We start from the raw sequence: 23,510 nt of genomic DNA, 5'->3' as shown, positions 1-23,510 counted from the left end.
GGCTCCCACTGTAGGAGTGAGCCTGCTCGCGATCGGTTGCGCAGCAACCGCCAATGACAACTAGAAGATCCAAGCCAAGCGGAGCACACGTGATGAAACAGCCCAAACCGAATTTCTACAACCTGGCCTGGCGTTGGCATTTTTACGCCGGTCTCTTCGTCGCCCCGTTCATGGTGATGCTGGCCCTGACCGGCATCATTTATCTGTTCAAACCGCAGCTCGATTCGTTGATGTACAGCAGCCTGCTCAATGTCCCCGCCGGCCATCACACTGTCCCGGCCGATGACCTGCTGCAGCGGGTGAAAAGCGCTTATCCACAAGGCCAGGTCACCCAATACCTGCCACCGGTCAACGCCGAGCGCAGCGCACAGTTTGTGGTGAAGAACGCCGGCCACGAACTCAACGTATTCGTCGATCCATACCACGGTGACATCCTTGGCGAGCAGGATGCCAAGCAGAATCTGCAAGCCATCGCCCGCGCCATCCACGGTGAGTTGATGATCGGCACCGTCGGTGACCGCCTCATCGAAATGGCCGCCGGCTGGGGCGTGGTGCTGGTGGTGTCGGGACTTTTCCTGTGGTGGCCACGTGGTCAGGCCGCGGGCATTCTGTGGCCACGGCTGAACAGTCGCGGTCGCGTATTGTGGCGTGATCTGCACGCGGTCACCGGGTTCTGGGGTGCAACACTGTTGCTGGTGATGTTGCTCAGTGGCATGACCTGGACCGGTTTCTGGGGCAAGCAATACGCCCAGGTGTGGAACGTGTTCCCGGCGGCGATGTGGGACAACGTGCCGACCTCCGACATCGAGGCCCGAACCCTTAACACCGCCACCCGCCAGACTGTGCCATGGGCGATGGAAAACACGCCGATGCCAATGTCCGGCGACCACGCCGAACACATGAACCACGGCGCCAGCAACGCCGGCCCCGCAGCACCCGCCATCCGCCTGCAAGACGTGCAAAACATTGCTACCCAACGCAAGGTCGAGCCGGGCTACAGCATCACCCTGCCGACCACCGCCACCGGTGTGTTCACCATCGCTGTGTTCGCCGATGACCCGCGCAACGATGCGACCCTGCATGTCGATCAGTACACCGGCAAGGTCCTCGCCGATGTGCGTTTCGAACATTACGGCACTGTGGCACGGGCCACGGAAATCGGCGTGATGCTCCACGAAGGCAAGATGTTCGGCACCTTCAACCAGATCGTCGTGCTGCTGATCTGTCTGATGATTCTGCTCAGTGCCGTCAGTGGTGTGGTGATCTGGTGGAAGCGTAGGCCACAGGGCAAATTCGGCGTACCGCCGCTGCGTCATGACTTGCCGAAATGGAAAACCGGCGTGGTAATCATGTTGGCGCTGGCGGTGGTGTTCCCGCTGGTGGGGGCTTCGCTGGTGGTCGTCTGGTTGCTGGATCGATTGCTGCTATCGCTCATTGACCGGCAACCTGAGTCTGCCTCGACGTAAATCTGACTCAATGTGGAGTGGCCGCCGACGGCGGCACACTCCTGCCGTGTAGCCACTGGATCGAACGTTACAACTCGTCCCTGACTCGCGCACCACCCTCCGTTACAGGCTGCTGGCGACGCACTCTCCAGCCGGCGCCCATTCGTCCGGTCTGACGCCAGTAATGCCCGGCGACCAGCACCCTGAATTCACCCAGTTCCATGAGTTGTGAAACAAACTCGCCCGGACTCAGCCGGCTGACCCAGCGCCCCGCTTCGAAATCCACAGGCCGGGCCAGCAGCAAATCCCTCTCGGCCTGCGAGTAAACGGGTGTGTACCTGATCAACACGTGGTTCGGCGTTGAGTAGTAATAATCCTGAATGTCAAAACCCTGGTTCTTCAGTTCATGCGTGTGCGCATGCACCCGCGCAGGCGAAGCGAAATTTGCTCTGACATCATCAGTGTCCGGTGCGAGCGTGGTATTGCCCGACAGATGGAACTGGTGGCTGGCCACGAGTGTGTAGCCATTGGGGTAACGCGCCGCCGGATTGCGCCAACTGATCGTCGGATCACTCGACGAGCGAAATATCCGCAGGACAGGGTCCTCGGCATGGGCAGACCAGACTATTGGCTCGAGCGGGACAAATCGACTGCTGGCCGACCGCGCCAGGATCGCGCCTTCGTAGCCGGTTTCACTGTGACCGGAATCGTCCGTGCGTTGTTGCGCATAGCGGGCGGCATCGTCAGGGTGATGAAAAATCGGTCCCAGCGCCGGCACCGGGTTATCTCGCCATCGCTGCTCGTTGGAAGTATCGGCCATACGCGGTTGCCAATGCTCATCCACTTGACCCTGCCGCGACCAGTAGTCGCTGGTTTCTATCACGTCGAGCCGGCCGGCCTTGGCCATCCGGTGCACGTAGTCTGTAAATCTGAATCGGCCACTGGCAATGTCACGTTCATCGATCGCTGCCTGTTCACGCGATACAAACGCATTGGGGCGCAACTCAACCTGCCCGAAAGCGTCGTAGAACACGCCGGGTTCAAACGCATGCAATTGCAGCTTCAACAACGCGTTATCGGCACAGGAGATATAGATCGGTCTGTACCCCCGCGGCGTACTGGCCTGTCGGCAGGCTTGCTGAACATCGTTGGGAAGTACAAAGACATTTCGCATATCGTCAGGCCGTGCGCCGAGCGGAGGCAGCGCTGCGCGCAGATAAATCGAATCCTGTTCAAACCCTGAAGGCAGTCTTGCCTGTTCGAATACTCGATCCACAGCCAGGCCAGAGCGTTGCACATCAACGGGCAGGCTGGCGAGGAACAAGCCATCCCGAGAGCGCAGTATGAATCCGAACGTCTGGGTGTCCCTGCTCACCGAGGCTTCATGAACATACCGGGCAACAGCATCGGCTTGAACGAACACTGGGCTGCAAAGTGGTGCGCTCGCGGCTCTGGTGTAATCCATTAGAGGCTGCAGATCAGCAAAGAAAGGAACCCAGCGACTGATCTGGCGGGGCAAACCCCAGATTTCACTGCCGATGACAATTTGCAAGTAACCGGCCTTTGCCAAGGCGTCGACCCATTCACTCGGTTTCAGCTTGGCGCTACGTATGTTCTGTTTTATCGCATCGCCATCAAGGGACGCAGGAAGCGTTTTGTAATCCGTCAGAGCTGCCAAGAGATCTGCGCGCAGACGATCCCATATTCCTGGCTGATAGCGGATCAACGAACCGTCGGGGCCGAACAGGTATTCATCCCATGCCACTCTTGGTAGCCGCTTGAAGGATGAGTACACGGTGTCGACGGACAGCATGTTCAGATAGATCTGCTTCTCAATACGAGAAAAAATGACCGACAGCTCCCTGGCCACTCTGGATCGATAACGCGCCGTGATAATACAGCCATCAGGAAATACCCCGGCGCCCTTGCTTTCATCCGGAAAAATCTCGGTGATGTCGAAATCCTCCCGCGACACCTTGATGGGCGCAGAGGCTACGTAAAGGCCGTCGGGGCGTTTCAGAATGACGCCGCCAAAAGGTTTGTCCGTGACCAGCGGCAAGCTCGATCTGGCAAACGCTGCGGCATCGTCAGCACTCTGAAAAACCGGGCCGAGCCAGCGCCGCTGCAGATTCGCGTAGGGCTGCCACGTTGGCCTGACCATTCCTGACCGATCCCAGCACGCGCTTGTTCGCAACACCGAGAGTTCGCCGCTTTCAGCGACCGTATGGACGAAATCCGTCGGCAGCCACTCGCCGGACGCGAGCCCTCGCTTGATCGAGTCGAGTGTTGTCTCAGACGTGTCGTCATGGAACAACTTGCTTGCCTGACTCCTCGCATACTTGAGCAGAGCACCGTCCCGAGTGGCAAGATAAAACGCGGCGGGGCTTGAAGCGATTACAGGCCGACGGCGACCGTAGTACATGGCTGTTGTCAGGATGTCTGGCGAAACAAAATACTGCGCCAGCCAGTCTTCAGGGCTGCTCGAAGATGCTTCTACTTTCTGATGCGCATAAAAGCTCCCATACATGTCGAAGCCTTCCGGGTATTGATGCCACGGCGCCGCCCGTCGAGAGGCGAACACCAACGCCTGCCGAAAAAGATTGCTGTCTTGACCGCTGACTGGAAACAGTTCCGTGCCGATGTATTCCTCCCGATCCTTGTGCTTGAGGATGAATCCGAACCAGGCACGGTTCTCATCGTGCAAACGCCTGTCGCCAGCAAACAGATACTGTGCCGCGTCGTCCGCCGAAGAACAGACAGGACCGTACAGGACGAACTCAGGCCGCTTCCATGGCAAAGGCCGAGGAGAGGATGGCCGGGGCGAAGACGACGAAGGATACGGGGGCAGCGACGGCTGAGGCAGGGACGGCGTAGGGAGTGCAGGTATGGGTGACGTCGGTTCTGCAGAGGTTGACCCGGCGAATTCTGACATGCTCCAGCCCGGTAATATTTGGCCGCGATGGCCCCACAACTCGTTGTCCGTCAGGTTGAACAGCCAGCCGGCGGCGGCCTGCGCCCTGATGAAGTCTTGCGGTCGCTTGCTGCCCTTGTCCAGACCTAGAGCCAATGGACCGGGATGCACGCGTGTTCCCAGGCGTCGCGCCAGATCCTTCGAAGCCGGGGTTGCGTAAGGTGCAAACCTGACCAGACTGTTCATGGCAGCAGAGCAATACAGAACGGTGTTATCGAGCAATACCTGCCGGACCTCTTCTACACTCAACATTTGCAGGCTTAGTAACGCCTCCTGGAGCGTCCACTGCCGGGAACTGATATTGACCGGCTCAAGCTGCGTGAGCGCGACGTGGGAGACATATCGGGCCTGCACCACGTGGTCGTCAGGGAAAACCGGACGCCCTCGATTATCCCGAGGATAAAGTCGCCCCTGGCCCAGCACATCGATATCCCCTTCCAACGGCTCGGTGACCACAAAGCGTGTGTCGCTGCGCTGAAATACATAGCCTGCGTACTGGCGGTCACGGCGAATGCCGACTTGTTCGTGGGCATACCGAACGGCGTCATCGGCGGATAAAAACGCCTGACTCAATGGCGGCCAAGGGAAGTTCGCGAAGGGTATCCATTCCAGGCCCACCCTCCCCAAACGTGCCCAGAGCGCGCTGCCCCGCAACACCTCAAGCCGGCCCGCCAGTATCAGCATCGAGACAAATTCCCGTGGCGACAATGCTCCAGTCAGCAACCTGGATTGCACCCCGGCGTCGGTGATCGACCCGTCGGAATGCTCGACGCTCAGTGCCGCTTCTATCTCGCTGCCACTGAAGCTGTACTTCAACATGGACGCATCGTTGGCCTGCATGTACAGCGACAAAGGTCGACCGGCCACAGCCAATTGCTGACTCCTCTTGTGACACGAAATGGCCAGAACAATGTCCTGTGGCGTGAAGAAATTCTCGTAGAGCCACGGCTGAGCAGGAGTGAGCCGCGAAGGGTCAGGACGGGAGGCGTAGTAAAAACCTTCCAGCCTATAGCCTTCAGGCAACCGTAATTGACCGTCATCACCCGCCGCAAAGATCTTCGCTGGATCCCATGACGCGAGCCCGAACGGGCGTGCATGGGTCGCGACATACTCATTGCCAGCAGTCTTCTTCAGCAGTAACCCCGAGTCCTGTGCACCTCTTGATTTCAGTGCAGCGAGTACCGCCCGCTCGACAGTGGAGCAAATGCGGGTCATCAAAGGTAATTCGGTCACCCTGCCCGTTGAAAAACCCTGGCCTGGTTGCCAGTCCGGCGGTACGACACCCACCGAATGCCCCCAGTCTGCACTTGAAACGAGGACTTTCAGTTCACCGACAGATGCAAGCTTATTGATGATGCTCATCACGTCACGAGTCCACGGCTCACGCCCTGGTCGTGCACCTGCCTCGTGCCAACGGTAGTAATCGAGTTCCGCTTTCGAACCACTGGGCGAATACTTGAGCAATGTTCCATCGGGGCCGGAGAGGTATGAACTACGAAAATAGGCGCGCCCATCCACATCCCCCATGAAATCGCTACTGGAGAAGAAGTTGATGAAGAGTCGCAGGTTCATTTCATCCAGTTCTGGATAGGCCTCACCTACGACATCGTGAAGAGCGGCATGGCTGTGAATGTTTGCAGCAAACCGATACCCCTTGGGCGGCTCCAGCTCTCCCAGCACATCGAAGTCGATGATGGTGCTCAAATCAAAGGTGGTGGCCTCTCCGGGTATCGGTGAAGTGGCCACGAATTTCCCATCCGGCCGCAGCAAAATCACGCTGCCATATTCCATTTCCGCCTTGGGCGGTATGCGCGTATGAACCCAATACGCAGCATCCTCCTCTGACAGAAACGGCGGACTCAGGGGAGGTAGCCTGGATTTTCGGGACTCGGTTGCGGCACGTCTGGATCGGACTGAACTATTACTCATGATAGAAACCTGCGAAGAACAATCGGGATAACGATCAAATGAGTGTGTTGCTGCACGCGCCGTGAGCCGAGGTACATGTTTATCGTTTATGTATCTTCATCTTCCCGCTCAGTAGTGCGCCCCAATCTGGCGCGCCCGGACGCACCAGCGCCCGTCAGATGTCCTCTACTGGTGCGCGCCCCCACCTTACAACCGCTCTGACACGACATTTTCCTGCCCGATCCCGACCGGGCACAGCCCTTGCAAAACACACCTTCAGTCGTCCGCATCTGCCAACCAGAAAAATTAAATGTTCATGGAGATCGCACAATGAAGCGTCGCAGTTTGATCAAGGCTTTCACACTCACGGCATCCATTGCCGCGATGGGCATGACCTGGACTGTCCAGGCCGCCGAGACCATCAAGGTGGGGATTCTGCATTCGTTGTCCGGCACCATGGCGATCTCCGAAACGTCGCTCAAAGACATGGCGCTGATGACCATCGACGAAATCAACGCCAAGGGCGGTGTGAACGGCAAGATGCTTGAGCCAGTGGTGGTTGACCCTGCATCCAACTGGCCGCTGTTCGCCGAAAAGGGCCGACAGTTGCTGACCCAGGACAAGGTCGCCGTGGTGTTCGGCTGCTGGACTTCGGTGTCGCGTAAATCGGTGTTGCCGGTGTTCGAAGAGCTCAACGGCCTGCTGTTCTACCCGGTGCAATATGAAGGCGAAGAGATGTCGCCGAACGTCTTCTACACTGGCGCCGCGCCGAACCAGCAAGCGATCCCGGCGGTTGAATATTTGATGAGCGAAGAAGGCGGCAGCGCCAAGCGCTACTTCCTGCTCGGCACCGACTACGTTTACCCGCGCACCACCAACAAGATCCTGCGCTCGTTCCTGCACTCCAAAGGCGTGGCCGACAAGGACATCGAAGAGGTCTACACGCCGTTCGGTCACAGCGACTATCAAACCATCGTCGCCAACATCAAAAAATTCTCCGCCGGTGGCAAGACTGCGGTCATCTCGACGGTCAACGGCGACTCCAACGTGCCGTTCTATAAAGAGCTGGCCAACCAGGGTCTGAAAGCTACTGACGTACCGGTTGTAGCGTTCTCGGTCGGTGAAGAAGAACTGCGCGGCATCGACACCAAACCACTGGTGGGCAACCTCGCGGCGTGGAACTACTTCGAGTCCGTAGAGAATCCGGTGAACAAGAAGTTCGTCGATGACTGGAAGGCTTACGCGAAGAAACACAACCTGCCGGGTGCCGACAAAGCCGTGACCAACGACCCGATGGAAGCCACTTACGTCGGCATCCACATGTGGGCGCAGGCGGTCGAGAAAGCCAAATCCACTGACGTCGACAAAGTCCGCGAAGCCCTCGCCGGCCAGACTTTCGCCGCGCCGTCCGGCTACACGCTGACCATGGACAAGACCAACCACCACCTGCACAAACCGGTGATGATCGGCGAGATCCAGAGCGACGGTCAGTTCAACGTCGTGTGGCAGACCGAAGGACCGATCCGCGCGCAACCGTGGAGCCCGTTCATTCAGGGCAACGACAAGAAGCCGGATTATGCGGTGAAGAGCAACTGAGTCTGACTTGGGTTTTGTTGTGGAGCGGAGATCTTTCCCCCTCACCCCAACCCTCTCCCCCAAGGGGGGCGAGGGGGAAGGGAGCTGATCTCTGTAGCTATCAGAACCTGAGTTCGACGCAGGAACGTCAGGTCGGTGTTGGATGATCTGACAACTCGGTCAGTCCCCTCTCCCTCTGGGAGAGGGTTAGGGTGAGGGGCGGATTCACAGCCGGACACCGCTCCATCGGCCACCGCAAGAAAGGAAACACCACTCATGCCCACTGCCATATTCCGCTTGTTTCTGGCCATCGCACTGCTGTTGCCGATGACTGCCTTTGCTGGCGATGCCGAAGACTTCGTCGCGGCCAATCCCGTGCAACAAGCCAAACTGTTGGAAACCTGGGCCGCGCAGCCCGATCCGGCACGTATCGAATTGATCAACGCCCTACAACAAGGCGAACTGACCATCGATGGCCAGCCAAAAACCCTGCGCCTGAACAATCGCCTGCGGGGTCTGATCGACACCGCCATGGCCAGCCACCAATTGCTCGCCGCCGACGCCAAAATCCGTCTGACTGCCGCGCAGCAATTGCAGAAAAGCGCGAAACCCGCGCAGCTGAAATTCCTCGACCAGCAACTCGCTGGCGAAAAAGACGAAAGCGTCCATGCCGCTCTGAGCCTGGCGCTGGCCAATCTGCAACTGGTCGATAGCGACCCGGCGGTGCGCCTCGCCGCCGTACGCCTGCTCGGCGAAACCGGCGACCCACTGGCGCGAACACGCCTTGAAGGTTTGCTTGAACCCGGCGTCGAGAGCGATGCCGGCGTACGCACCGCCGCCGAAACCAGCCTCGCGCAAGTCAAACGCAAACTGCTGATCGGCGAGATCCTCGGCCAGGCGTTCAGCGGCATGTCGCTCGGCTCGATCCTGCTGTTGGCCGCGCTCGGTCTGGCGATCACGTTCGGCCTGCTCGGCGTGATCAACATGGCCCACGGCGAAATGCTGATGCTCGGCGCCTACTCGACGTACGTGGTGCAGTTGATGTTCCAGCGCTACGCACCGCAGGCCATCGAGTTCTACCCGCTGATCGCCCTGCCGGTGGCGTTTTTTGTCACGGCGGCAATCGGCATGGCCCTGGAGCGCACGGTAATTCGCCACCTCTACGGCCGGCCACTGGAAACCCTGCTCGCCACCTGGGGCATCAGCCTGATGCTGATTCAGCTTGTGCGTTTGTTGTTCGGCGCGCAGAACGTTGAAGTCGCCAACCCGGCGTGGCTGTCCGGTGGCATTCAAGTGCTGCCGAATCTGGTGCTGCCGTACAACCGCATCGTCATCATTGCGTTCGCACTGTTCGTCGTCGTGCTGACCTGGCTGCTGCTGAACAAGACCCGCCTCGGCCTCAACGTTCGCGCCGTCACCCAGAACCGCAACATGGCCGCCTGCTGCGGCGTGCCGACCGGGCGCGTGGACATGCTCGCCTTTGGCCTCGGTTCAGGCATCGCCGGTCTCGGCGGCGTGGCGCTGAGCCAGATCGGCAACGTCGGCCCGGACCTCGGCCAGAGCTACATCATCGACTCGTTCCTGGTGGTGGTGCTCGGCGGCGTCGGCCAATTGGCCGGTAGCGTGCTGGCGGCCTTCGGCCTCGGTATCGCCAACAAGATTCTCGAACCGCAGATCGGTGCGGTGCTTGGCAAGATCCTGATCCTCGCGCTGATCATTCTGTTTATCCAGAAACGTCCGCAAGGCCTCTTCGCACTGAAAGGACGGGTGATCGACTGATGAACCAGCCTCTGTTAGTCACGGCCACACAAAAGGCCGGACCGAAAGTCACCCTCGCGGTCGGCGCGGTGATCCTCGCGCTGCTGATTGCCTTGCCGCTGCTGTCGTTGTTGCCGCCGGAAAATGCTTTGTCGGTCTCGGCATACACGCTGACGCTGGTCGGCAAAATCCTCTGCTACGCCATCGTCGCGTTAGCGCTGGATCTGGTCTGGGGTTACGCCGGGTTGCTGTCGCTGGGCCACGGTCTGTTCTTCGCCCTCGGCGGCTATGCGATGGGCATGTACCTGATGCGTCAGGCCGCCGGCGATGGTCTGCCGGCGTTCATGACCTTCCTGTCGTGGAGCGAATTACCGTGGTACTGGACCGGCACCAGCAACTTCCTCTGGGCGATGTGTCTGGTGGTGCTGGCGCCGGGATTGCTGGCGCTGGTGTTCGGTTTCTTCGCCTTCCGTTCGCGAATCAAGGGCGTGTATTTCTCGATCATGACCCAGGCCCTGACCTTCGCCGGCATGCTCCTGTTTTTCCGCAACGAGACCGGGTTTGGCGGTAACAACGGCTTCACCAATTTCCGCACGATTCTCGGTTTCGGCATCACCGAACCGGGCACCCGCGCGGTGCTGTTTCTGGCCACGGTGTTGCTGCTGGTGGCGAGCCTGTTCATCGGCTGGCGCCTGGCGCAGAGCAAGTTCGGCCGGGTGCTGACCGCATTGCGCGATGCGGAAAACCGCTTGATGTTCTGCGGCTACGACCCGCGCGGTTTCAAGCTGTTCGTGTGGGTGTTGAGTGCGGTGTTGTGTGGCCTGGCCGGGGCGTTGTATGTGCCGCAAGTGGGCATCATCAACCCGAGCGAAATGTCGCCGACCAACTCCATCGAAGCGGCCGTGTGGGTCGCTCTCGGGGGTCGCGGCACGCTGATCGGCCCGCTGCTCGGCGCCGGTGTGGTCAATGGCATGAAGAGCTGGTTCACCGTGGCGTTCCCGGAATACTGGCTGTTCTTCCTCGGCGCGTTGTTCATCGTCGTGACGCTGTACTTGCCCAAAGGCGTGATCGGTCTGCTGAAGAAACGAGGTGAACAATGAGAGTCACGGCGAGCGCTGAATTCATGTTGGAACCGGCCTTTTTTCCCGTCGAACCGAACAAGGACGAGGGCACCAGTCGCGACTCGATCGGCCTCGGCCAGCGCGTCGGCCCGGGTCTGGATACCCGTCACGGCACGATCCTGACCCTGGAAGACATCAGCGTCAGCTTCGATGGCTTTCGCGCACTGAACAATCTCAATCTGTACATCGGCGTCGGCGAATTGCGCTGCATCATCGGCCCCAACGGTGCGGGTAAAACCACGTTGATGGACGTGATCACCGGCAAGACTCGCCCGAGTCACGGCAAGGCCTGGTTCGGTGAAACCCTCGACCTGACGCAGATGAGCGAAGTGCAGATCGCCCAGGCCGGCATCGGCCGCAAGTTCCAGAAGCCGACCGTTTTCGAAGCGCTGAGCGTGTTTGAAAACCTGGAACTGGCGCAGAAGACCGACAAGTCGGTGTGGGCCAGTCTGCGTGCGCGCCTCAGTGGCGAGCAAAAGGACCGGATCAGCGAAGTGCTGGAGACGATTCGCCTGACCACCTCGGTCAATCGCCCGGCCGGGTTGCTTTCTCATGGGCAGAAGCAGTTTCTCGAGATCGGCATGTTGCTGATGCAGGACCCTCAATTGCTCCTGCTCGATGAGCCGGTGGCGGGCATGACCGATGCAGAAACCGAGTTCACCGCTGAACTGTTCAAGTCGCTGGCGGGCAAGCATTCGCTGATGGTGGTGGAGCATGACATGGGCTTTGTCGGCTCGATTGCCGACCACGTCACCGTGTTGCACCAGGGCAGCGTGTTGGCGGAAGGCTCGCTTGAGCAAGTGCAGGAAAACGAGCGCGTGATCGAGGTCTACCTCGGCCGCTAAGGTTTGCGAATACAAAACCTGTGGGAGCGAGCCTGCTCGCGAAAGCGGTGCATCAGGCGATGAAGATGTTGAATGTCAGTCCGCATTCGCGAGCAGGCTCGCTCCCACAGGGTTCTGTGTGTAACAGAAGGAATTTGAACATGCTGCAAGTCGACAAGCTGCACCAGTACTACGGCGGAAGCCACATCCTCCGGGGCCTGTCTTTCGACGTGAAGGTCGGCGAAGTCACCTGCCTGCTTGGCCGTAACGGCGTGGGCAAGACCACCCTGCTCAAATGCCTGATGGGCCTGCTGCCGGCCAAGGAAGGTGCGGTGAACTGGGAAGGCAAACCGATCACCGCGTTCAAGCCGCACCAGCGTGTCCACGCCGGCATCGCCTACGTACCACAGGGCCGCGAGATCTTCGGACGCCTGACCGTGGAAGAAAACCTGTTGATGGGCCTGTCGCGGTTTCCCGGCAGCGAAGCCAAAGAAGTGCCAAGTTTCATCTACGAATTGTTCCCGGTGCTGCTACAAATGAAGCAGCGTCGCGGCGGTGATCTCTCCGGCGGTCAGCAACAGCAGTTGGCGATCGGCCGCGCTTTGGCCAGCCGCCCGCGTTTGCTGATCCTCGATGAGCCCACCGAAGGCATTCAACCCTCGGTCATCAAGGAGATCGGCGCGGTGATCAAGAAGCTTGCAGCCCGTGGTGACATGGCGATTTTGCTCGTCGAGCAGTTCTACGATTTTGCGGCGGAACTGGCCGATCAATACCTGGTGATGTCCCGGGGCGAGATCGTGCAGCAGGGGCGCGGTGAAAATATGGAGGCCGAGGGTGTACGCGGGCTGGTAACGATCTAGTACAACGAACTAATCTGTAGCTTCCTAACGATAATTACAAACCATGAATTCGACTGTTGCACCTGCCCTGTTTACCCCGAGCTGGCACGCCGAGCTGGAACTCGCTTACGCCCGTTTCGGGGACTGCACGCGTCCGGTCATGCGCCGGCACCTCGGCCCATTGCGCGTACAAAAGCACCTGTACGCCGAAGGCCCCGAGGTCTGCCAGCACATCATCGTCCATCCGCCGGGCGGGATTGCCGGCGGCGACCGACTGGACATCAGCGCGCGCGTCGAACAACACGCCTGGGCGCAGATCACCAGCCCCGGCGCGGCGAAGTGGTATCGCGCGGGTGGCCCGGCGTATCAAAAGCTCGACTTGAAAGTGGCGGCCGGGGCGACGCTGGAGTGGCTGCCGCAGGAAACCATCGTCTACAGCGCCGCGCAGGCTGAGCTGAGTACTTCGATTGATCTTGAAGGCGATGCGCGGCTGTTTTATTGGGACGTGGTGGCGTTGGGTCGCCCGGCCAGTGGCGAGCGTTTTGATCGCGGGCATTTTCAGGCGCATCTGGATATTCGCCGCGACGGCCGATTGCTCTGGCATGAACGCCAGCGCATTGTCGGTGAAGACGGTTTGCTTGATTCGCCGATCGGGCTGGATGGCAATCCGGTGTTTGCGACGTTGTTGGTCACTGGTGAGATTGATGCTGAGTTGCTGGAGCACTGCCGCTCGCTGGGCCACGAAGTGCGTGGGGATTTGACCCAACTGCCGGGGCTGTTGGTGGCTCGTTGCCTGGCCAGTGAGGCGCTGCTCGCCCGCGCCTGGCTCATCGATTTATGGCGTTTGCTCAGACCCGCCCTGCTGGGTCGCGACGCGGTATCCCCCAGAATATGGAGCACCTGAAAAGCGACCCTCACCCCCCGCCCTCTCCCGGAGGGAGAGGGAGCCTGACCGAGTCGTTTGAAATGAATTTAACTGCCTGAACGAATACTGCTGACTGAACCGGCCATTGAAAACAACCGATTTCAGTCCCCTCTCCCTCGAAGGAGAGAGCCTGACCGAGTCGTTTGAAATGAATTTAACTGCCTGAACGAATACTGCTGACTGAACCGGCCACTGAAAACAACCGATTTCAGTCTCCTCTCCCTCGAAGGAGAGAGCCTGACCGAGTCGTTTGAAATGAATGTAACTGTCTGAACGAATACTGCTGACTGAACCGGCCACTGAAAACAACCGGGATCAGTCCCCTCTCCCTCGGGAGAGGGCTAGGGTGAGGGGTTGCTCCAACGGGCACCCCGCGCCCGCAAGAACCTCACAAATCTGCCCTGATGGAACCCCACAATGGACCTGACCCCACGCGAAAAAGACAAGCTGCTGATCTTCACCGCCGGCCTCGTCGCCGAGCGGCGTCTGGCCCGCGGCGTGAAACTCAATTACCCGGAAGCCATGGCCTACATCTCCGCCGCGCTGCTCGAAGGCGCGCGTGACGGCCAGACCGTGGCCGAGTTGATGCACTTCGGCACCACCCTGCTCAGCCGCGAACAAGTGATGGAAGGCATCCCGGAAATGATCCCGGAGATCCAGGTTGAAGCGACGTTTCCCGACGGCACCAAACTGGTCACCGTCCACCAGCCGATCGTCTGAGGCCGCGCCATGACTTACACCATTCGCGATGCGCTGCACGCCGACCTGCCGGCGATCCGTGACATCTACAACGACGCCGTGCTCAACACCACGGCGATCTGGAATGAACAAGCCGTCGATCTCGGCAACCGCCAGGCATGGTTCAGCGCGCGTCAGGCCCAGGCTTATCCGATTCTGCTGATCGTCGACGGCGACAACAGCGCGCTCGGCTACGCTTCCTTCGGTGACTGGCGACCGTTCGACGGCTTTCGCCACACCGTCGAGCACTCGGTTTATGTGCGCAGCGACCAGCGTGGCAATGGCCTCGGCCCGCAATTGATGGCAGCGCTGATCGAGCGCGCCAGAACCTGCGGCAAACACGTGATGGTCGCCGCCATAGAAAGCGGCAACGCTGCCTCGATTCGTCTGCACGAGCGCGCCGGTTTCAACATTACCGGGCAGATGCCGCAAGTCGGCACCAAATTCGGCCGCTGGCTCGACCTGACCTTCATGCAACTGACCCTCAACCCTGGCGCGGAGCCGCCTGACGCCAACAAGGAGTGACACCGATGAACGCCGCCCAACTGCGCCGCGTCAATGCTGAAAGTTTTGCGCATTACCGTCAGGGCCTGATCGACCTGCTGCTCGATGCCGTGGGTTACGGCGCCAGCGTCGGCTTCATGGCCGACCTCGATGCGGCGCAGGCGCGCGCGTATTTCGATGAGGTGCAGGACAGCGTCAACAAGGGCAGCGTGCTGCTCTGGGTGGTGGTCAAGGACGAACAAGTGCTGGCCAGTGTGCAGCTCGGGTTGTGCCAGAAAGCCAACGGCCTCAATCGCGCCGAAGTGCAGAAGCTGCTGGTGCGCGAACACGCACGACGTCGCGGCCTCGGTCAGCAATTGATGAGTGCGCTGGAACTCGAAGCGCCGAAACACAAGCGCGGCATGCTTTACCTCGACACCGAGGCCGGCTCGCCCGCCGAGGATTTCTACAAGGCGTTGGGCTACAGCCGCGCAGGCGAAATCCCTGATTACGCCTGCGATCCGCACGGCACCTATCGGCCGACCGCCCTCTATTACAAGATTCTGCAAGGAGCCCAGTGATGATTCCTGGCGAGTACCAGATCCAGCCCGGCGACATCGAACTCAACGTCGGCCGCCGCACTATCAGCCTGAAAGTCGCCAACAGCGGCGACCGGCCAATTCAGGTCGGTTCGCACTATCACTTTTTTGAAACCAACGACGCGCTGACCTTCGATCGCGCCGCCAGCCGTGGCATGCGCCTGAATATTCCGGCGGGCACCGCAGTGCGCTTTGAACCGGGGCAGAGCCGCGAAGTCGAGTTGGTGGATTACGCCGGGCATCGGCGGGTGTTCGGGTTTGCCGGACGAATAATGGGTGACCTCTGACATCTGCGTGCACCGCTGCCCCTCACCGCGACCAGTCCCCTCTGCGGCGCCGATCACCGATAGCCGGCCCACCGCGTACAGTCCCCTCTCCCTCTGGGAGAGGGCTAGGGTGAGGGTCGATGGCTCACCACTATTTTCCTGAAGGACGCCGCATGAAGATTTCCAGACAAGCCTACGCCGACATGTTCGGCCCCACCGTCGGCGACAAGGTGCGCCTGGCCGACACCGAGCTGTGGATCGAAGTCGAACAAGACTTCACCACCTACGGCGAAGAAGTGAAATTCGGTGGCGGCAAAGTCATCCGCGACGGCCAGGGCCAAAGCCAGTTGCTGGCTGCCGAAGTGGTCGACACGCTGATCACCAACGCGCTGATCATCGACCACTGGGGCATCGTCAAAGCCGACGTCGGCCTCAAGGACGGGCGCATCGCCGCGATCGGCAAGGCCGGCAACCCCGACGTGCAGCCCAACGTGACCATCGCCATTGGCGCCGGCACCGAAGTAATCGCCGGCGAAGGCATGATCCTCACCGCGGGTGGCATCGACACACACATCCATTTCATCTGCCCGCAGCAGATCGAAGAAGCACTGATGAGCGGCGTCACCACCATGATCGGCGGCGGCACCGGCCCAGCCACTGGCACCAACGCCACCACTTGCACCTCCGGCCCGTGGCACTTGGCGCGCATGCTTCAGGCCGCTGACGCGTTCCCGATGAACATCGGCCTCACCGGCAAGGGCAACGCCAGCCTGCCGGAACCGTTGATCGAGCAGGTCAAGGCCGGCGCCATCGGCCTCAAGTTGCACGAAGACTGGGGCACCACCCCAGCGAGCATCGACAACTGCTTGAGCGTCGCCGATCAGTTCGACGTGCAGGTGGCGATCCACACCGACACCCTCAACGAATCCGGTTTCGTCGAAACCACCCTCGGCGCGTTCAAGGGCCGCACCATTCACACCTATCACACCGAAGGTGCCGGTGGCGGTCACGCACCGGACATCATCAAAGCTTGCGGCTTCCCTAACGTGCTACCGAGCTCGACCAACCCGACCCGGCCGTTCACCCGCAACACCATCGACGAACACCTCGACATGCTGATGGTCTGCCACCATCTCGACCCGAGCATTGCCGAAGACGTCGCCTTCGCCGAAAGCCGCATCCGCCGCGAAACGATTGCCGCCGAAGACATCCTTCATGACCTCGGCGCGTTCTCGATGATCAGCTCCGACAGCCAGGCCATGGGCCGCGTCGGCGAAGTCATCATGCGCACCTGGCAGACCGCTGACAAGATGAAAAAGCAGCGCGGCCCGCTGCCGCAGGATGGCGCAGGCAACGACAACTTCCGCGCCAAGCGCTACATCGCCAAGTACACGATCAACCCGGCGATCACCCATGGCATCAGCCATGAAGTCGGCTCGATCGAAGTCGGCAAGTGGGCCGATCTGGTGCTGTGGCGTCCGGCATTCTTCGGCGTGAAACCGACGTTGATCCTCAAGGGCGGTGCGATTGCCGCGAGCCTGATGGGCGATGCCAACGCCTCGATCCCGACGCCGCAACCGGTGCACTACCGCCCGATGTTCGCCAGCTACGGCGGCTCGCTGCATGCCACCAGCCTGACCTTTATCAGTCAGGCGGCGCAGGAAGCCGGGCTGCCTGAAACATTGGGTTTGAAGAAGAAAATCGGCGTGGTCAAAGGCTGCCGTGATGTGCAGAAAACCGACCTGATCCACAACGACTATCTGCCGAATATCGATGTCGATCCGCAAACCTATCAGGTCAAGGCGGATGGCGTTCTGCTGTGGTGTGAGCCGGCAGAAACGCTGCCGATGGCCCAGCGGTATTTCCTGTTCTGACGCAGCCGCCACGCTGTAGAAAGGCCTCGGGACCGCGCCTTGCGCACAGTCTCGGGGCCTTTTTCGTGCCGGTATGAAACCACCACGCAAACAGTCGTGTAATTCTCGCCAAAGGAACTACTATTCGATTCGCTCCACCTCTTTTCAGGAACTGCCCATGCGTCTATCCGAGTTCATCCTGGCGAATATCGAGCCTATAGTCGATGAGTGGGAACAGTTCGCCGCAACGATCACGCCAGCCGCCGACTACCTGGATTCCACGGCTCTGCGCGATCACGCCAGCGCCATTCTGCGGGCCGCGGCCCGCGACATGAGCAAGCCGCAGAGCCCTGCCGAACAGGCCGCCAAAGCCAAGGGCGAAGGCCCGGAAAAGACCCCGAGTCTGGACGAGGCCGGCGCCAGTCATGGCGAGTTGCGCCACACCGTGGGTTTTGACCTGGTGCAGATGACCTCCGAGTTCCGTCATCTGCGCGCTTGCGTGATCCGCCTGTGGGTCGACAGCCTCAAAGCCCCGGACATGGCCTATTTTCAGGACATGATCCGCTTCAACGAAGCCATCGACGAAGCACTGGCCGAATCGACTGCGGCCTATGCCGAGCAGGTCAATCGCTCGCGGGACATCTTCCTCGCCATTCTCGGCCATGACCTGCGTGCGCCGCTGCAAGCGGTGAGCATGTCCATCGAGTTGCTGCTGCGCAAATCCAGCCTCGAGGGCGATGCGCTGGCCTGCGCCCTGCACATCAAGCGTGGCGCGCGGCACATGGCGGCGATGGTCAGCGACTTGCTGGAACTGGTGCGCAGTCGACTGGGCAGAAGCCTGCCGATCGAACCGACGCCAATGGATCTGGCCGATGCCGCACGGGCGGCGATTGCCGAGGCGTGCGCCGGCAATCCGGAGTGCGATCCGAAGCTCAATGTTAACGGCGACCCGCGCGGTACCTGGGATGCCGGCCGAATCGACCAGTTACTGCAGAACCTGATTGGCAATGCCTTGCAGCACGGAGCCAAAAAGCGCGATGTCACTCTCGATATCGATGGCGCGGGCGAAAACGTCTGCCTGTCGGTGCACAACTACGGCACACCGATTCCCGAAGAGGCGCTCGGCACGATTTTCGACCCGCTGGTGCGCAGCGCCGACGAAGAACTCGGACAGCCGTCAACCAGCCTCGGGTTGGGCCTGTTTATCGTCAAGGAAGTGGTGAGTGCCCATGGCGGCACCATCGAAGTCAGCTCGAACGAGACTGACGGGACGCGGTTCAACGTGGTGTTGCCCAGAACGGTTTAAGCAGGATCACCGCGTTATCGCTCTTCGCGAGCAAGCTCGCTCCCACAGGAGACCGTGCTCACATGTGGGAGCGGGCTTGCTCGCGAAGAGGCGCGATCAAGCAACTGATCAACATCAGGCAGACTACTCGACCACCAGCCGCGCCAAACGCTGGCGCAACATGCGGTTCTCGGCCCGCAGCTCCTGCACTTCTTCAAGCAGATCGAGTGCCAGCGCGACGCCCTCCCACTCAAGCTCCAGCTCGCGCCGCAATTTGGCGGCGCGTTTGGCCAGACTCAGCTCGTAGTCGGTGAAACGCCACTCCCGGGGCTGCGCACCCTGAGGTTCGAGGATGCCGTGTTCGACGATTTCGATCACGTAGACGTCCGACAGATCGGCCGCCTCACAGAATTCTGCCAGGTCCAGTTGAACGATCAGGGGGCTGCTCATGATGGGCTACTCCGTCGTCGAATTAGAAGTTCTCTCGCGGATTGAAGGCGGCTTTCTTCGCCAGTTCCTGCCACAGTGCCTTGACCTCGTCGTCGGCGGCTTTCGGCATCACGGCTTTGAGCTGGACGAACAGGTAACCGCGTTCGCCTGCCTTGTTTTTCAGACCATGACCCTTGGCGCGCATGCGTTGGCCGTTCTGGCTGCCGGCGGGCACCTTGAGGTTGATTTTGCCGGTCAGGGTCGGCACGGCCACTTCGGTGCCCAGCGCCAGCTCCCACGGGGCCAGCGGCAAGGTGATGATGAGGTTTTCGCCTTCAACATCGAATTTCGGGTGTGGCGCAAAACGAATGGTCAGGTACAGGTCGCCATTCGCCCCGCCACCAACGCCCGGTGCGCCCTGGCCCTTGAGGCGGATGCGCTCGCCGTCGGTCACGCCCGCCGGGATCTTCACGTTCAGGCTCTTGCTGGTGTTACTGACGTGCTGGCCGTTGGCGTTGTACTGCGGCACCTGGAAGGTGACTTTCTTCGACTCGTTCGACAGCGTCTCCTCGAGGAAGATCGGCAGTTCCATTTCCACGTCTTGCCCTCGGCGCCCGGTACTGCGTTGTTGTCGACCTTCGCCGCCACCGAAACCGGGGCCGCGATTGCCGAAGATCGAACTGAAGAAGTCCGAGAAGTCACCGGTGTCGCCACCGCCGCCGCCAAAGCCGCCACGGCTCTGCCAGCCCGGTGGTCCCTGGAACGGCTGACCGTGCTGACCATAACGGCGCAGCTCGTCGTATTCAGCGCGCTTGTCGGCGCTTTTCAGCGCTTCATAGGCTTCCGAGGCGTCTTTGAACTTGGCCTCGGCGTCTTTTTCCTTGCTGACATCGGGGTGGTATTTGCGCGCCAGCTTGCGATAGGCAGCCTTGATTGCCTTGTCGTCTGCTGTCGGCTCCACGCCGAGTATCTTGTAATAGTCTTTGAAGTCCATCGAAGGAGTCACCGTCCGTTATCGATTTCGCGCCGATACCAGCATGCGCCGATTCGCGCGTGCCAGGTTGACCGATCTCAAAGTTGTGACCGGGTGGCGCAGCAGAAGTTTATCGGCAGTGGACGGCGGTTCTTGCGACCGCCGGTGGTTCTGCCGGCCCATGCCAGCAAGTTTGGGGCAAAGCTTGAGGTTTCAAGGCAGTTTAGTCGTGAAATAGCAGATGACCGGCCTTCGAATCTGGCGCGCACTGACATACACTGCGCGGCCGTTTTTTTGACCGGAACCGAAAGACATGAAAGACGCCTCTCCAGCCCGTGCCTGCGGCATCGACTTCGGCACGTCCAACTCCACCGTCGGCTGGCTGCGCCCCGGCATGGAAACGATGATCGCGCTGGAAGACGACAAGATCACCCTGCCGTCGGTGGTCTTCTTCAACATCGAGGAACGCCGTCCGGTGTACGGTCGTCTGGCGCTGCACGAGTACCTGGAAGGCTACGAAGGCCGGCTGATGCGCTCGCTGAAAAGCCTGCTCGGTTCCAAGCTGATCAAGCACGACACCAGCGTGCTCGGCACGGCGATGCCGTTCAAGGACCTGCTCGGCCTGTTCATCGGCCAGTTGAAGAGCCGCGCCGAAACCGCCGCCGGTCGGGAATTCGAGCAGGTGGTGCTCGGCCGTCCGGTGTTCTTCGTCGATGACGATCCACTGGCTGACCAGGAAGCCGAAGACACCCTGGTCGAAGTGGCGCGCAAGATCGGCTTCAAAGAGGTCTCGTTTCAGTACGAACCGATTGCGGCGGCCTTCGACTACGAGTCGACCATCGAGAAAGAAGAGCTGGTGCTGATTGTCGACATCGGCGGTGGTACCTCCGACTTCTCGCTGGTGCGCCTGTCGCCCGAGCGTCGCGGCCTGGATAACCGCCACGATGACATCCTCGCCACCGGCGGCGTGCACATTGGCGGGACTGACTTCGACAAACAGTTGAGCCTGCAAGGCCTGATGCCGTTGTTCGGCTACGGCAGCCGCATGAAGAGCGGCGCCTACATGCCGACCAGCCACCACATGAACCTGGCGACCTGGCACACCATCAACTCGGTGTACTCGCAAAAATCCAGCCTGGCGCTGGGCAGCATGCGCTACGACATCGAAGACACTGGCGGCATCGATCGCTTGTTCAAGCTGATCGAACAGCGCGCCGGGCACTGGCTGGCGATGGAAGTCGAAGAAACCAAGATCCAGCTGACACACAGCGACAGCCGCCATGTGCCGCTGGACCGGATCGAGGCCGGGCTGAGTGTGGAACTGACGCGCGTACTGTTCGAATCAGCGATCGATGCGTTGCTGGAGCGGGTACGCGGCAGTGTTACGCAGTTGTTGAACGATGCCGGTGTGGCGGTCGATCAGGTCGATACGGTGTTCTTCACCGGTGGTTCGAGCGGCATTCCGGCGCTGCGCAACAGCGTCTCGGCGATGCTGCCGAATGCGCGGCATGTCGAAGGCAATATCTTTGGCAGCATTGGTAGCGGTTTGGCGATTGACGCGATGAAACGCTACGGTTCGATGGCCTGATCCAGAATCGGCGGCGCGCCATTCGCGAGCAGGCTCGCTCCCACAGTGGATCGCATTTCAACTGAAGGAATGCGCTCAAAATGTGGGAGCGAGCCTGCTCGCGAAGAGGCCCGCTCAAGCGCTACAAGGCTTGGATCAAACCATCCCGCCCAGCTTCAACTCACTCTTCAGGTACGCATAATAAATCGGCCCCGCCACCACCCCCGGCAAGCCGAACGCAGCCTCGAACACCAGCATCGCCAGCAGCAACTCCCACGACTTGGCACTGATCTGCCCGCCGACAATCCGCGCGTTGAGGAAGTACTCGAGCTTGTGGATAAAAATCAGATAGCCCAGCGCGGCAATCGCCACCCAGATCGATAGCGACAGGCCGACGATGGTGATCAGCGTGTTCGACATCAGGTTGCCGATCACCGGCAGCAGGCCGAGCAGGAAGGTCAGCACGATCAGGGTTTTGGTCAGCGGCAACTTGATGCCGAACATCGGCAGGATCACCGCGAGGAAGATCCCGGTGAAGAAAGTGTTGAGCAGGGAAATCTTGATTTGCGCGAAGACGATGTTGCGGAAGGCCTGCACCAGCAAGTGCAAGCGATCAAACAGGGCCGCCGCCAGCGGTTTGCGCTTGGTGACGTCGGGGATGCGCTGCAAGGCGATGATCGCACCGAGCACCATGCCGATCAGCAGCGTCACAAACATATGTGCCGCGTCTTTGCCGACCAGTTGCAGGTCGGACAGGTGCTTGCCCATCCACTCGCCAATCGCTACGCGAAATTCCGCAGCACTGGCCGGCAGATAGGCGTCGATGAACGGCGGCAATTGCCCCCGCGCGCGGTCGACCACGCCCATGAACTTGTCCAGTGAGGCGCCGGGATTTTCCGCTTCATGCAATAAGAAGCTGATGGCGCCGGCGAAGATCAACGCCAGCACACTCACCACTAACGTGCCCAGCAACGCCACCGCCAGCCAACGCGCGCGGCGACCTTCGATCAGCCGTTGCAGTTGCGGGGTGAGCATGTTGACCAGTTCAAATACCAGCAGCCCGGCCAGCAGGCTCGGCAACAAGCGCAGCGGCAGCACCAGCAGCAAACCGCCGAAAATGATGATGCAGCTGACCCAGAACACTACATGACGCTCAGAAAACGTTGGCATACAGCCTCAAAACGAACGGCGTAAAAGGATTGGCAGTCTGCCAGCGTTCCGGGGTGAGCACTAGAAATATGCGGTGCTTCAGGTCCCCTCACCCTAGCCCTCTCCCAGTGGGAGAGGGAACCGATTGGGGGATGCTCTGGATATCCAGTGACCTGAGACAGCGCCATGGAATCCATAATCGCCCGGTTTTTTCAGGTCGACGAATGTCTTGAGACACCGCGGTCAGTCCCCTTTCCCTCCGGAAGAGGGCACCGATTGGGGGATGCACTGGATATCCAGTGACCTGAAACAGCGCCATGGAATCCATAATCGCCCGGTTTTTCAGGTCGACGAGTTTCTTGAGACACCGCGGTCAGTCCCCTCTCCCTCCGGGAGAGGGTTAGGGTGAGGGCAAATCTCAAGCGGACGCGTCGACCCTGACACTCCACAGAACCGGATTATTTTTTCTTCAGGCAATCACTCATGAACGTCTTGCGCGCATCGCCGGTCAGGGCTTTGGTTTTCGCGTCGGCGTTACAGGTTTTCATTTTCTCCTGCTGCGGGGTCAGGGCCTTGGCATCGTTGGCCGCTGGCGCTGCCTTAAGGCAGGTGCTCATGAAGGTTTTGCGCTCATCGCCTTTCAGACTCTTGGCGGTCGCATCAGCATTGCAGGTGGTCATCTTGTTCTGTTGCGCCGTGGCGGCAAAACCCTGGGAACACAGGAGCAAACCAATCATCAACAAAGGGACACGCAACATCTTCATGGAGTTTTCTCCTTGTCGCCGTACCGATGGGAACGGCC

19 protein-coding genes are annotated in these 23,510 nt (G+C 60.2%); 14 read left to right on the top strand and 5 right to left on the bottom strand.

Annotated elements, in window-relative coordinates; translation table 11 throughout:
- The first annotated feature begins 92 nt into the window (after positions 1 to 92).
- Positions 93 to 1,466 (top strand): PepSY-associated TM helix domain-containing protein, encoded by a 1,374-nt coding sequence (locus HU754_RS04385; protein ID WP_116255815.1) that lies wholly within the window; start codon positions 93 to 95, stop codon positions 1,464 to 1,466.
- A gap of 67 nt (positions 1,467 to 1,533) precedes the next feature.
- Here the strand turns inward: HU754_RS04385 and HU754_RS04380 are convergent, their stop codons facing one another.
- Complete coding sequence (locus HU754_RS04380; protein ID WP_225919963.1) at positions 1,534 to 6,345, bottom strand: DUF4329 domain-containing protein; 4,812 nt, start codon at positions 6,343 to 6,345, stop codon at positions 1,534 to 1,536.
- A 309-nt stretch (positions 6,346 to 6,654) separates the two neighbouring features.
- On the opposite strand from HU754_RS04380, the gene urtA reads away from it, so the two are divergent.
- From urtA to HU754_RS04320, 12 genes are all read left to right on the top strand, one after another.
- Complete coding sequence (gene urtA, locus HU754_RS04375; protein ID WP_095047339.1) at positions 6,655 to 7,920, top strand: urea ABC transporter substrate-binding protein; 1,266 nt, start codon at positions 6,655 to 6,657, stop codon at positions 7,918 to 7,920.
- Between the two features lie 255 nt (positions 7,921 to 8,175).
- Complete coding sequence (gene urtB / locus HU754_RS04370; protein ID WP_116255812.1) at positions 8,176 to 9,678, top strand: urea ABC transporter permease subunit UrtB; 1,503 nt, start codon at positions 8,176 to 8,178, stop codon at positions 9,676 to 9,678.
- On the top strand, positions 9,678 to 10,757 hold the full coding sequence (urtC, locus tag HU754_RS04365) for an urea ABC transporter permease subunit UrtC (protein WP_093430223.1): 1,080 nt from the start codon (positions 9,678 to 9,680) through the stop codon (positions 10,755 to 10,757). The genes urtB and urtC overlap by 1 nt, the downstream gene beginning before the upstream one ends.
- Positions 10,754 to 11,623: an urea ABC transporter ATP-binding protein UrtD gene (gene urtD / locus HU754_RS04360; protein WP_093430222.1), complete on the top strand. Its 870-nt coding sequence runs from the start codon at positions 10,754 to 10,756 to the stop codon at positions 11,621 to 11,623. Before urtC ends, urtD begins: the two co-directional genes overlap by 4 nt.
- A 140-nt stretch (positions 11,624 to 11,763) precedes the next feature.
- A complete protein-coding gene (gene urtE, locus HU754_RS04355) occupies positions 11,764 to 12,462 on the top strand; it encodes an urea ABC transporter ATP-binding subunit UrtE (protein WP_186620972.1) in 699 nt (232 codons plus the stop codon).
- A 43-nt stretch (positions 12,463 to 12,505) separates the two neighbouring features.
- Positions 12,506 to 13,345 (top strand): urease accessory protein UreD, encoded by an 840-nt coding sequence (locus tag HU754_RS04350; RefSeq protein ID WP_186620973.1) that lies wholly within the window; start codon positions 12,506 to 12,508, stop codon positions 13,343 to 13,345.
- Between the two features lie 438 nt (positions 13,346 to 13,783).
- Entirely contained in the window at positions 13,784 to 14,086 is a 303-nt protein-coding gene (ureA, locus tag HU754_RS04345; RefSeq protein ID WP_007915951.1) for an urease subunit gamma, read from the top strand.
- Positions 14,087 to 14,095: 9 nt separating this feature from the next.
- Entirely contained in the window at positions 14,096 to 14,629 is a 534-nt protein-coding gene (locus HU754_RS04340) for a GNAT family N-acetyltransferase (protein WP_186620975.1), read from the top strand.
- Positions 14,630 to 14,634: 5 nt separating this feature from the next.
- Positions 14,635 to 15,168, top strand: coding sequence for a GNAT family N-acetyltransferase (locus tag HU754_RS04335; RefSeq protein ID WP_186620977.1), 534 nt, complete (start codon positions 14,635 to 14,637; stop codon positions 15,166 to 15,168).
- Positions 15,168 to 15,473 carry an urease subunit beta gene (locus HU754_RS04330; protein WP_093430217.1) on the top strand — a complete coding sequence of 102 codons (306 nt, stop codon included), beginning with the start codon at positions 15,168 to 15,170 and terminating at the stop codon, positions 15,471 to 15,473. The genes HU754_RS04335 and HU754_RS04330 overlap by 1 nt, the downstream gene beginning before the upstream one ends.
- A gap of 152 nt (positions 15,474 to 15,625) precedes the next feature.
- Positions 15,626 to 17,326 carry an urease subunit alpha gene (gene ureC, locus HU754_RS04325; RefSeq protein WP_186620979.1) on the top strand — a complete coding sequence of 567 codons (1,701 nt, stop codon included), beginning with the start codon at positions 15,626 to 15,628 and terminating at the stop codon, positions 17,324 to 17,326.
- A 157-nt stretch (positions 17,327 to 17,483) separates the two neighbouring features.
- Positions 17,484 to 18,611, top strand: coding sequence for a sensor histidine kinase (locus tag HU754_RS04320; RefSeq protein WP_186620988.1), 1,128 nt, complete (start codon positions 17,484 to 17,486; stop codon positions 18,609 to 18,611).
- A 123-nt stretch (positions 18,612 to 18,734) separates the two neighbouring features.
- On the opposite strand, the gene HU754_RS04315 is transcribed toward HU754_RS04320, so the two are convergent.
- Both HU754_RS04315 and HU754_RS04310 read right to left on the bottom strand, forming a co-directional pair.
- The gene (locus tag HU754_RS04315) at positions 18,735 to 19,040 is read right to left on the bottom strand and encodes a chaperone modulator CbpM (RefSeq protein WP_116255809.1); all 306 of its coding nucleotides are present in this window, start codon (positions 19,038 to 19,040) and stop codon (positions 18,735 to 18,737) included.
- A 22-nt stretch (positions 19,041 to 19,062) separates the two neighbouring features.
- Positions 19,063 to 20,013, bottom strand: a complete 951-nt coding sequence (locus HU754_RS04310) for a DnaJ C-terminal domain-containing protein (RefSeq protein WP_186620996.1) — start codon at positions 20,011 to 20,013, stop codon at positions 19,063 to 19,065.
- Between the two features lie 292 nt (positions 20,014 to 20,305).
- Between HU754_RS04310 and HU754_RS04305 the strand changes: the two genes are divergently transcribed.
- Positions 20,306 to 21,580: an Hsp70 family protein gene (locus HU754_RS04305; protein WP_186620998.1), complete on the top strand. Its 1,275-nt coding sequence runs from the start codon at positions 20,306 to 20,308 to the stop codon at positions 21,578 to 21,580.
- Between the two features lie 135 nt (positions 21,581 to 21,715).
- Here HU754_RS04305 and HU754_RS04300 read toward each other — a convergent pair whose 3' ends face one another.
- The gene (locus HU754_RS04300; protein ID WP_093430211.1) at positions 21,716 to 22,729 is read right to left on the bottom strand and encodes an AI-2E family transporter; all 1,014 of its coding nucleotides are present in this window, start codon (positions 22,727 to 22,729) and stop codon (positions 21,716 to 21,718) included.
- A 437-nt stretch (positions 22,730 to 23,166) separates the two neighbouring features.
- A complete protein-coding gene (locus HU754_RS04295) occupies positions 23,167 to 23,472 on the bottom strand; it encodes a PsiF family protein (protein ID WP_007950613.1) in 306 nt (101 codons plus the stop codon).
- Positions 23,473 to 23,510: the final 38 nt, after the last annotated feature.

The organism is Pseudomonas zeae, assembly GCF_014268485.2.
Taxonomy (GTDB): domain Bacteria; phylum Pseudomonadota; class Gammaproteobacteria; order Pseudomonadales; family Pseudomonadaceae; genus Aquipseudomonas; species Aquipseudomonas neuropathica.
Note: the sequence above shows the minus strand (reverse complement) of the source record. Positions and strands in the feature narration are given on the sequence as shown.

Coding starts and splice junctions, on each gene's coding strand:
- ureA (WP_007915951.1), top strand. CDS start 13,784: ATGGACCTGACCCCACGCGAAAAAGACAAGCTGCTGATCTTCACCGCC.
- HU754_RS04385 (WP_116255815.1), top strand. CDS start 93: ATGAAACAGCCCAAACCGAATTTCTACAACCTGGCCTGGCGTTGGCAT.
- HU754_RS04335 (WP_186620977.1), top strand. CDS start 14,635: ATGAACGCCGCCCAACTGCGCCGCGTCAATGCTGAAAGTTTTGCGCAT.
- urtB (WP_116255812.1), top strand. CDS start 8,176: ATGCCCACTGCCATATTCCGCTTGTTTCTGGCCATCGCACTGCTGTTG.
- HU754_RS04320 (WP_186620988.1), top strand. CDS start 17,484: ATGCGTCTATCCGAGTTCATCCTGGCGAATATCGAGCCTATAGTCGAT.
- HU754_RS04295 (WP_007950613.1), bottom strand. CDS start 23,472: ATGAAGATGTTGCGTGTCCCTTTGTTGATGATTGGTTTGCTCCTGTGT.
- HU754_RS04310 (WP_186620996.1), bottom strand. CDS start 20,013: ATGGACTTCAAAGACTATTACAAGATACTCGGCGTGGAGCCGACAGCA.
- HU754_RS04305 (WP_186620998.1), top strand. CDS start 20,306: ATGAAAGACGCCTCTCCAGCCCGTGCCTGCGGCATCGACTTCGGCACG.
- HU754_RS04330 (WP_093430217.1), top strand. CDS start 15,168: ATGATTCCTGGCGAGTACCAGATCCAGCCCGGCGACATCGAACTCAAC.
- HU754_RS04350 (WP_186620973.1), top strand. CDS start 12,506: ATGAATTCGACTGTTGCACCTGCCCTGTTTACCCCGAGCTGGCACGCC.
- HU754_RS04300 (WP_093430211.1), bottom strand. CDS start 22,729: ATGCCAACGTTTTCTGAGCGTCATGTAGTGTTCTGGGTCAGCTGCATC.
- urtE (WP_186620972.1), top strand. CDS start 11,764: ATGCTGCAAGTCGACAAGCTGCACCAGTACTACGGCGGAAGCCACATC.
- urtD (WP_093430222.1), top strand. CDS start 10,754: ATGAGAGTCACGGCGAGCGCTGAATTCATGTTGGAACCGGCCTTTTTT.
- HU754_RS04380 (WP_225919963.1), bottom strand. CDS start 6,345: ATGAGTAATAGTTCAGTCCGATCCAGACGTGCCGCAACCGAGTCCCGA.
- urtA (WP_095047339.1), top strand. CDS start 6,655: ATGAAGCGTCGCAGTTTGATCAAGGCTTTCACACTCACGGCATCCATT.
- urtC (WP_093430223.1), top strand. CDS start 9,678: ATGAACCAGCCTCTGTTAGTCACGGCCACACAAAAGGCCGGACCGAAA.
- ureC (WP_186620979.1), top strand. CDS start 15,626: ATGAAGATTTCCAGACAAGCCTACGCCGACATGTTCGGCCCCACCGTC.
- HU754_RS04315 (WP_116255809.1), bottom strand. CDS start 19,040: ATGAGCAGCCCCCTGATCGTTCAACTGGACCTGGCAGAATTCTGTGAG.
- HU754_RS04340 (WP_186620975.1), top strand. CDS start 14,096: ATGACTTACACCATTCGCGATGCGCTGCACGCCGACCTGCCGGCGATC.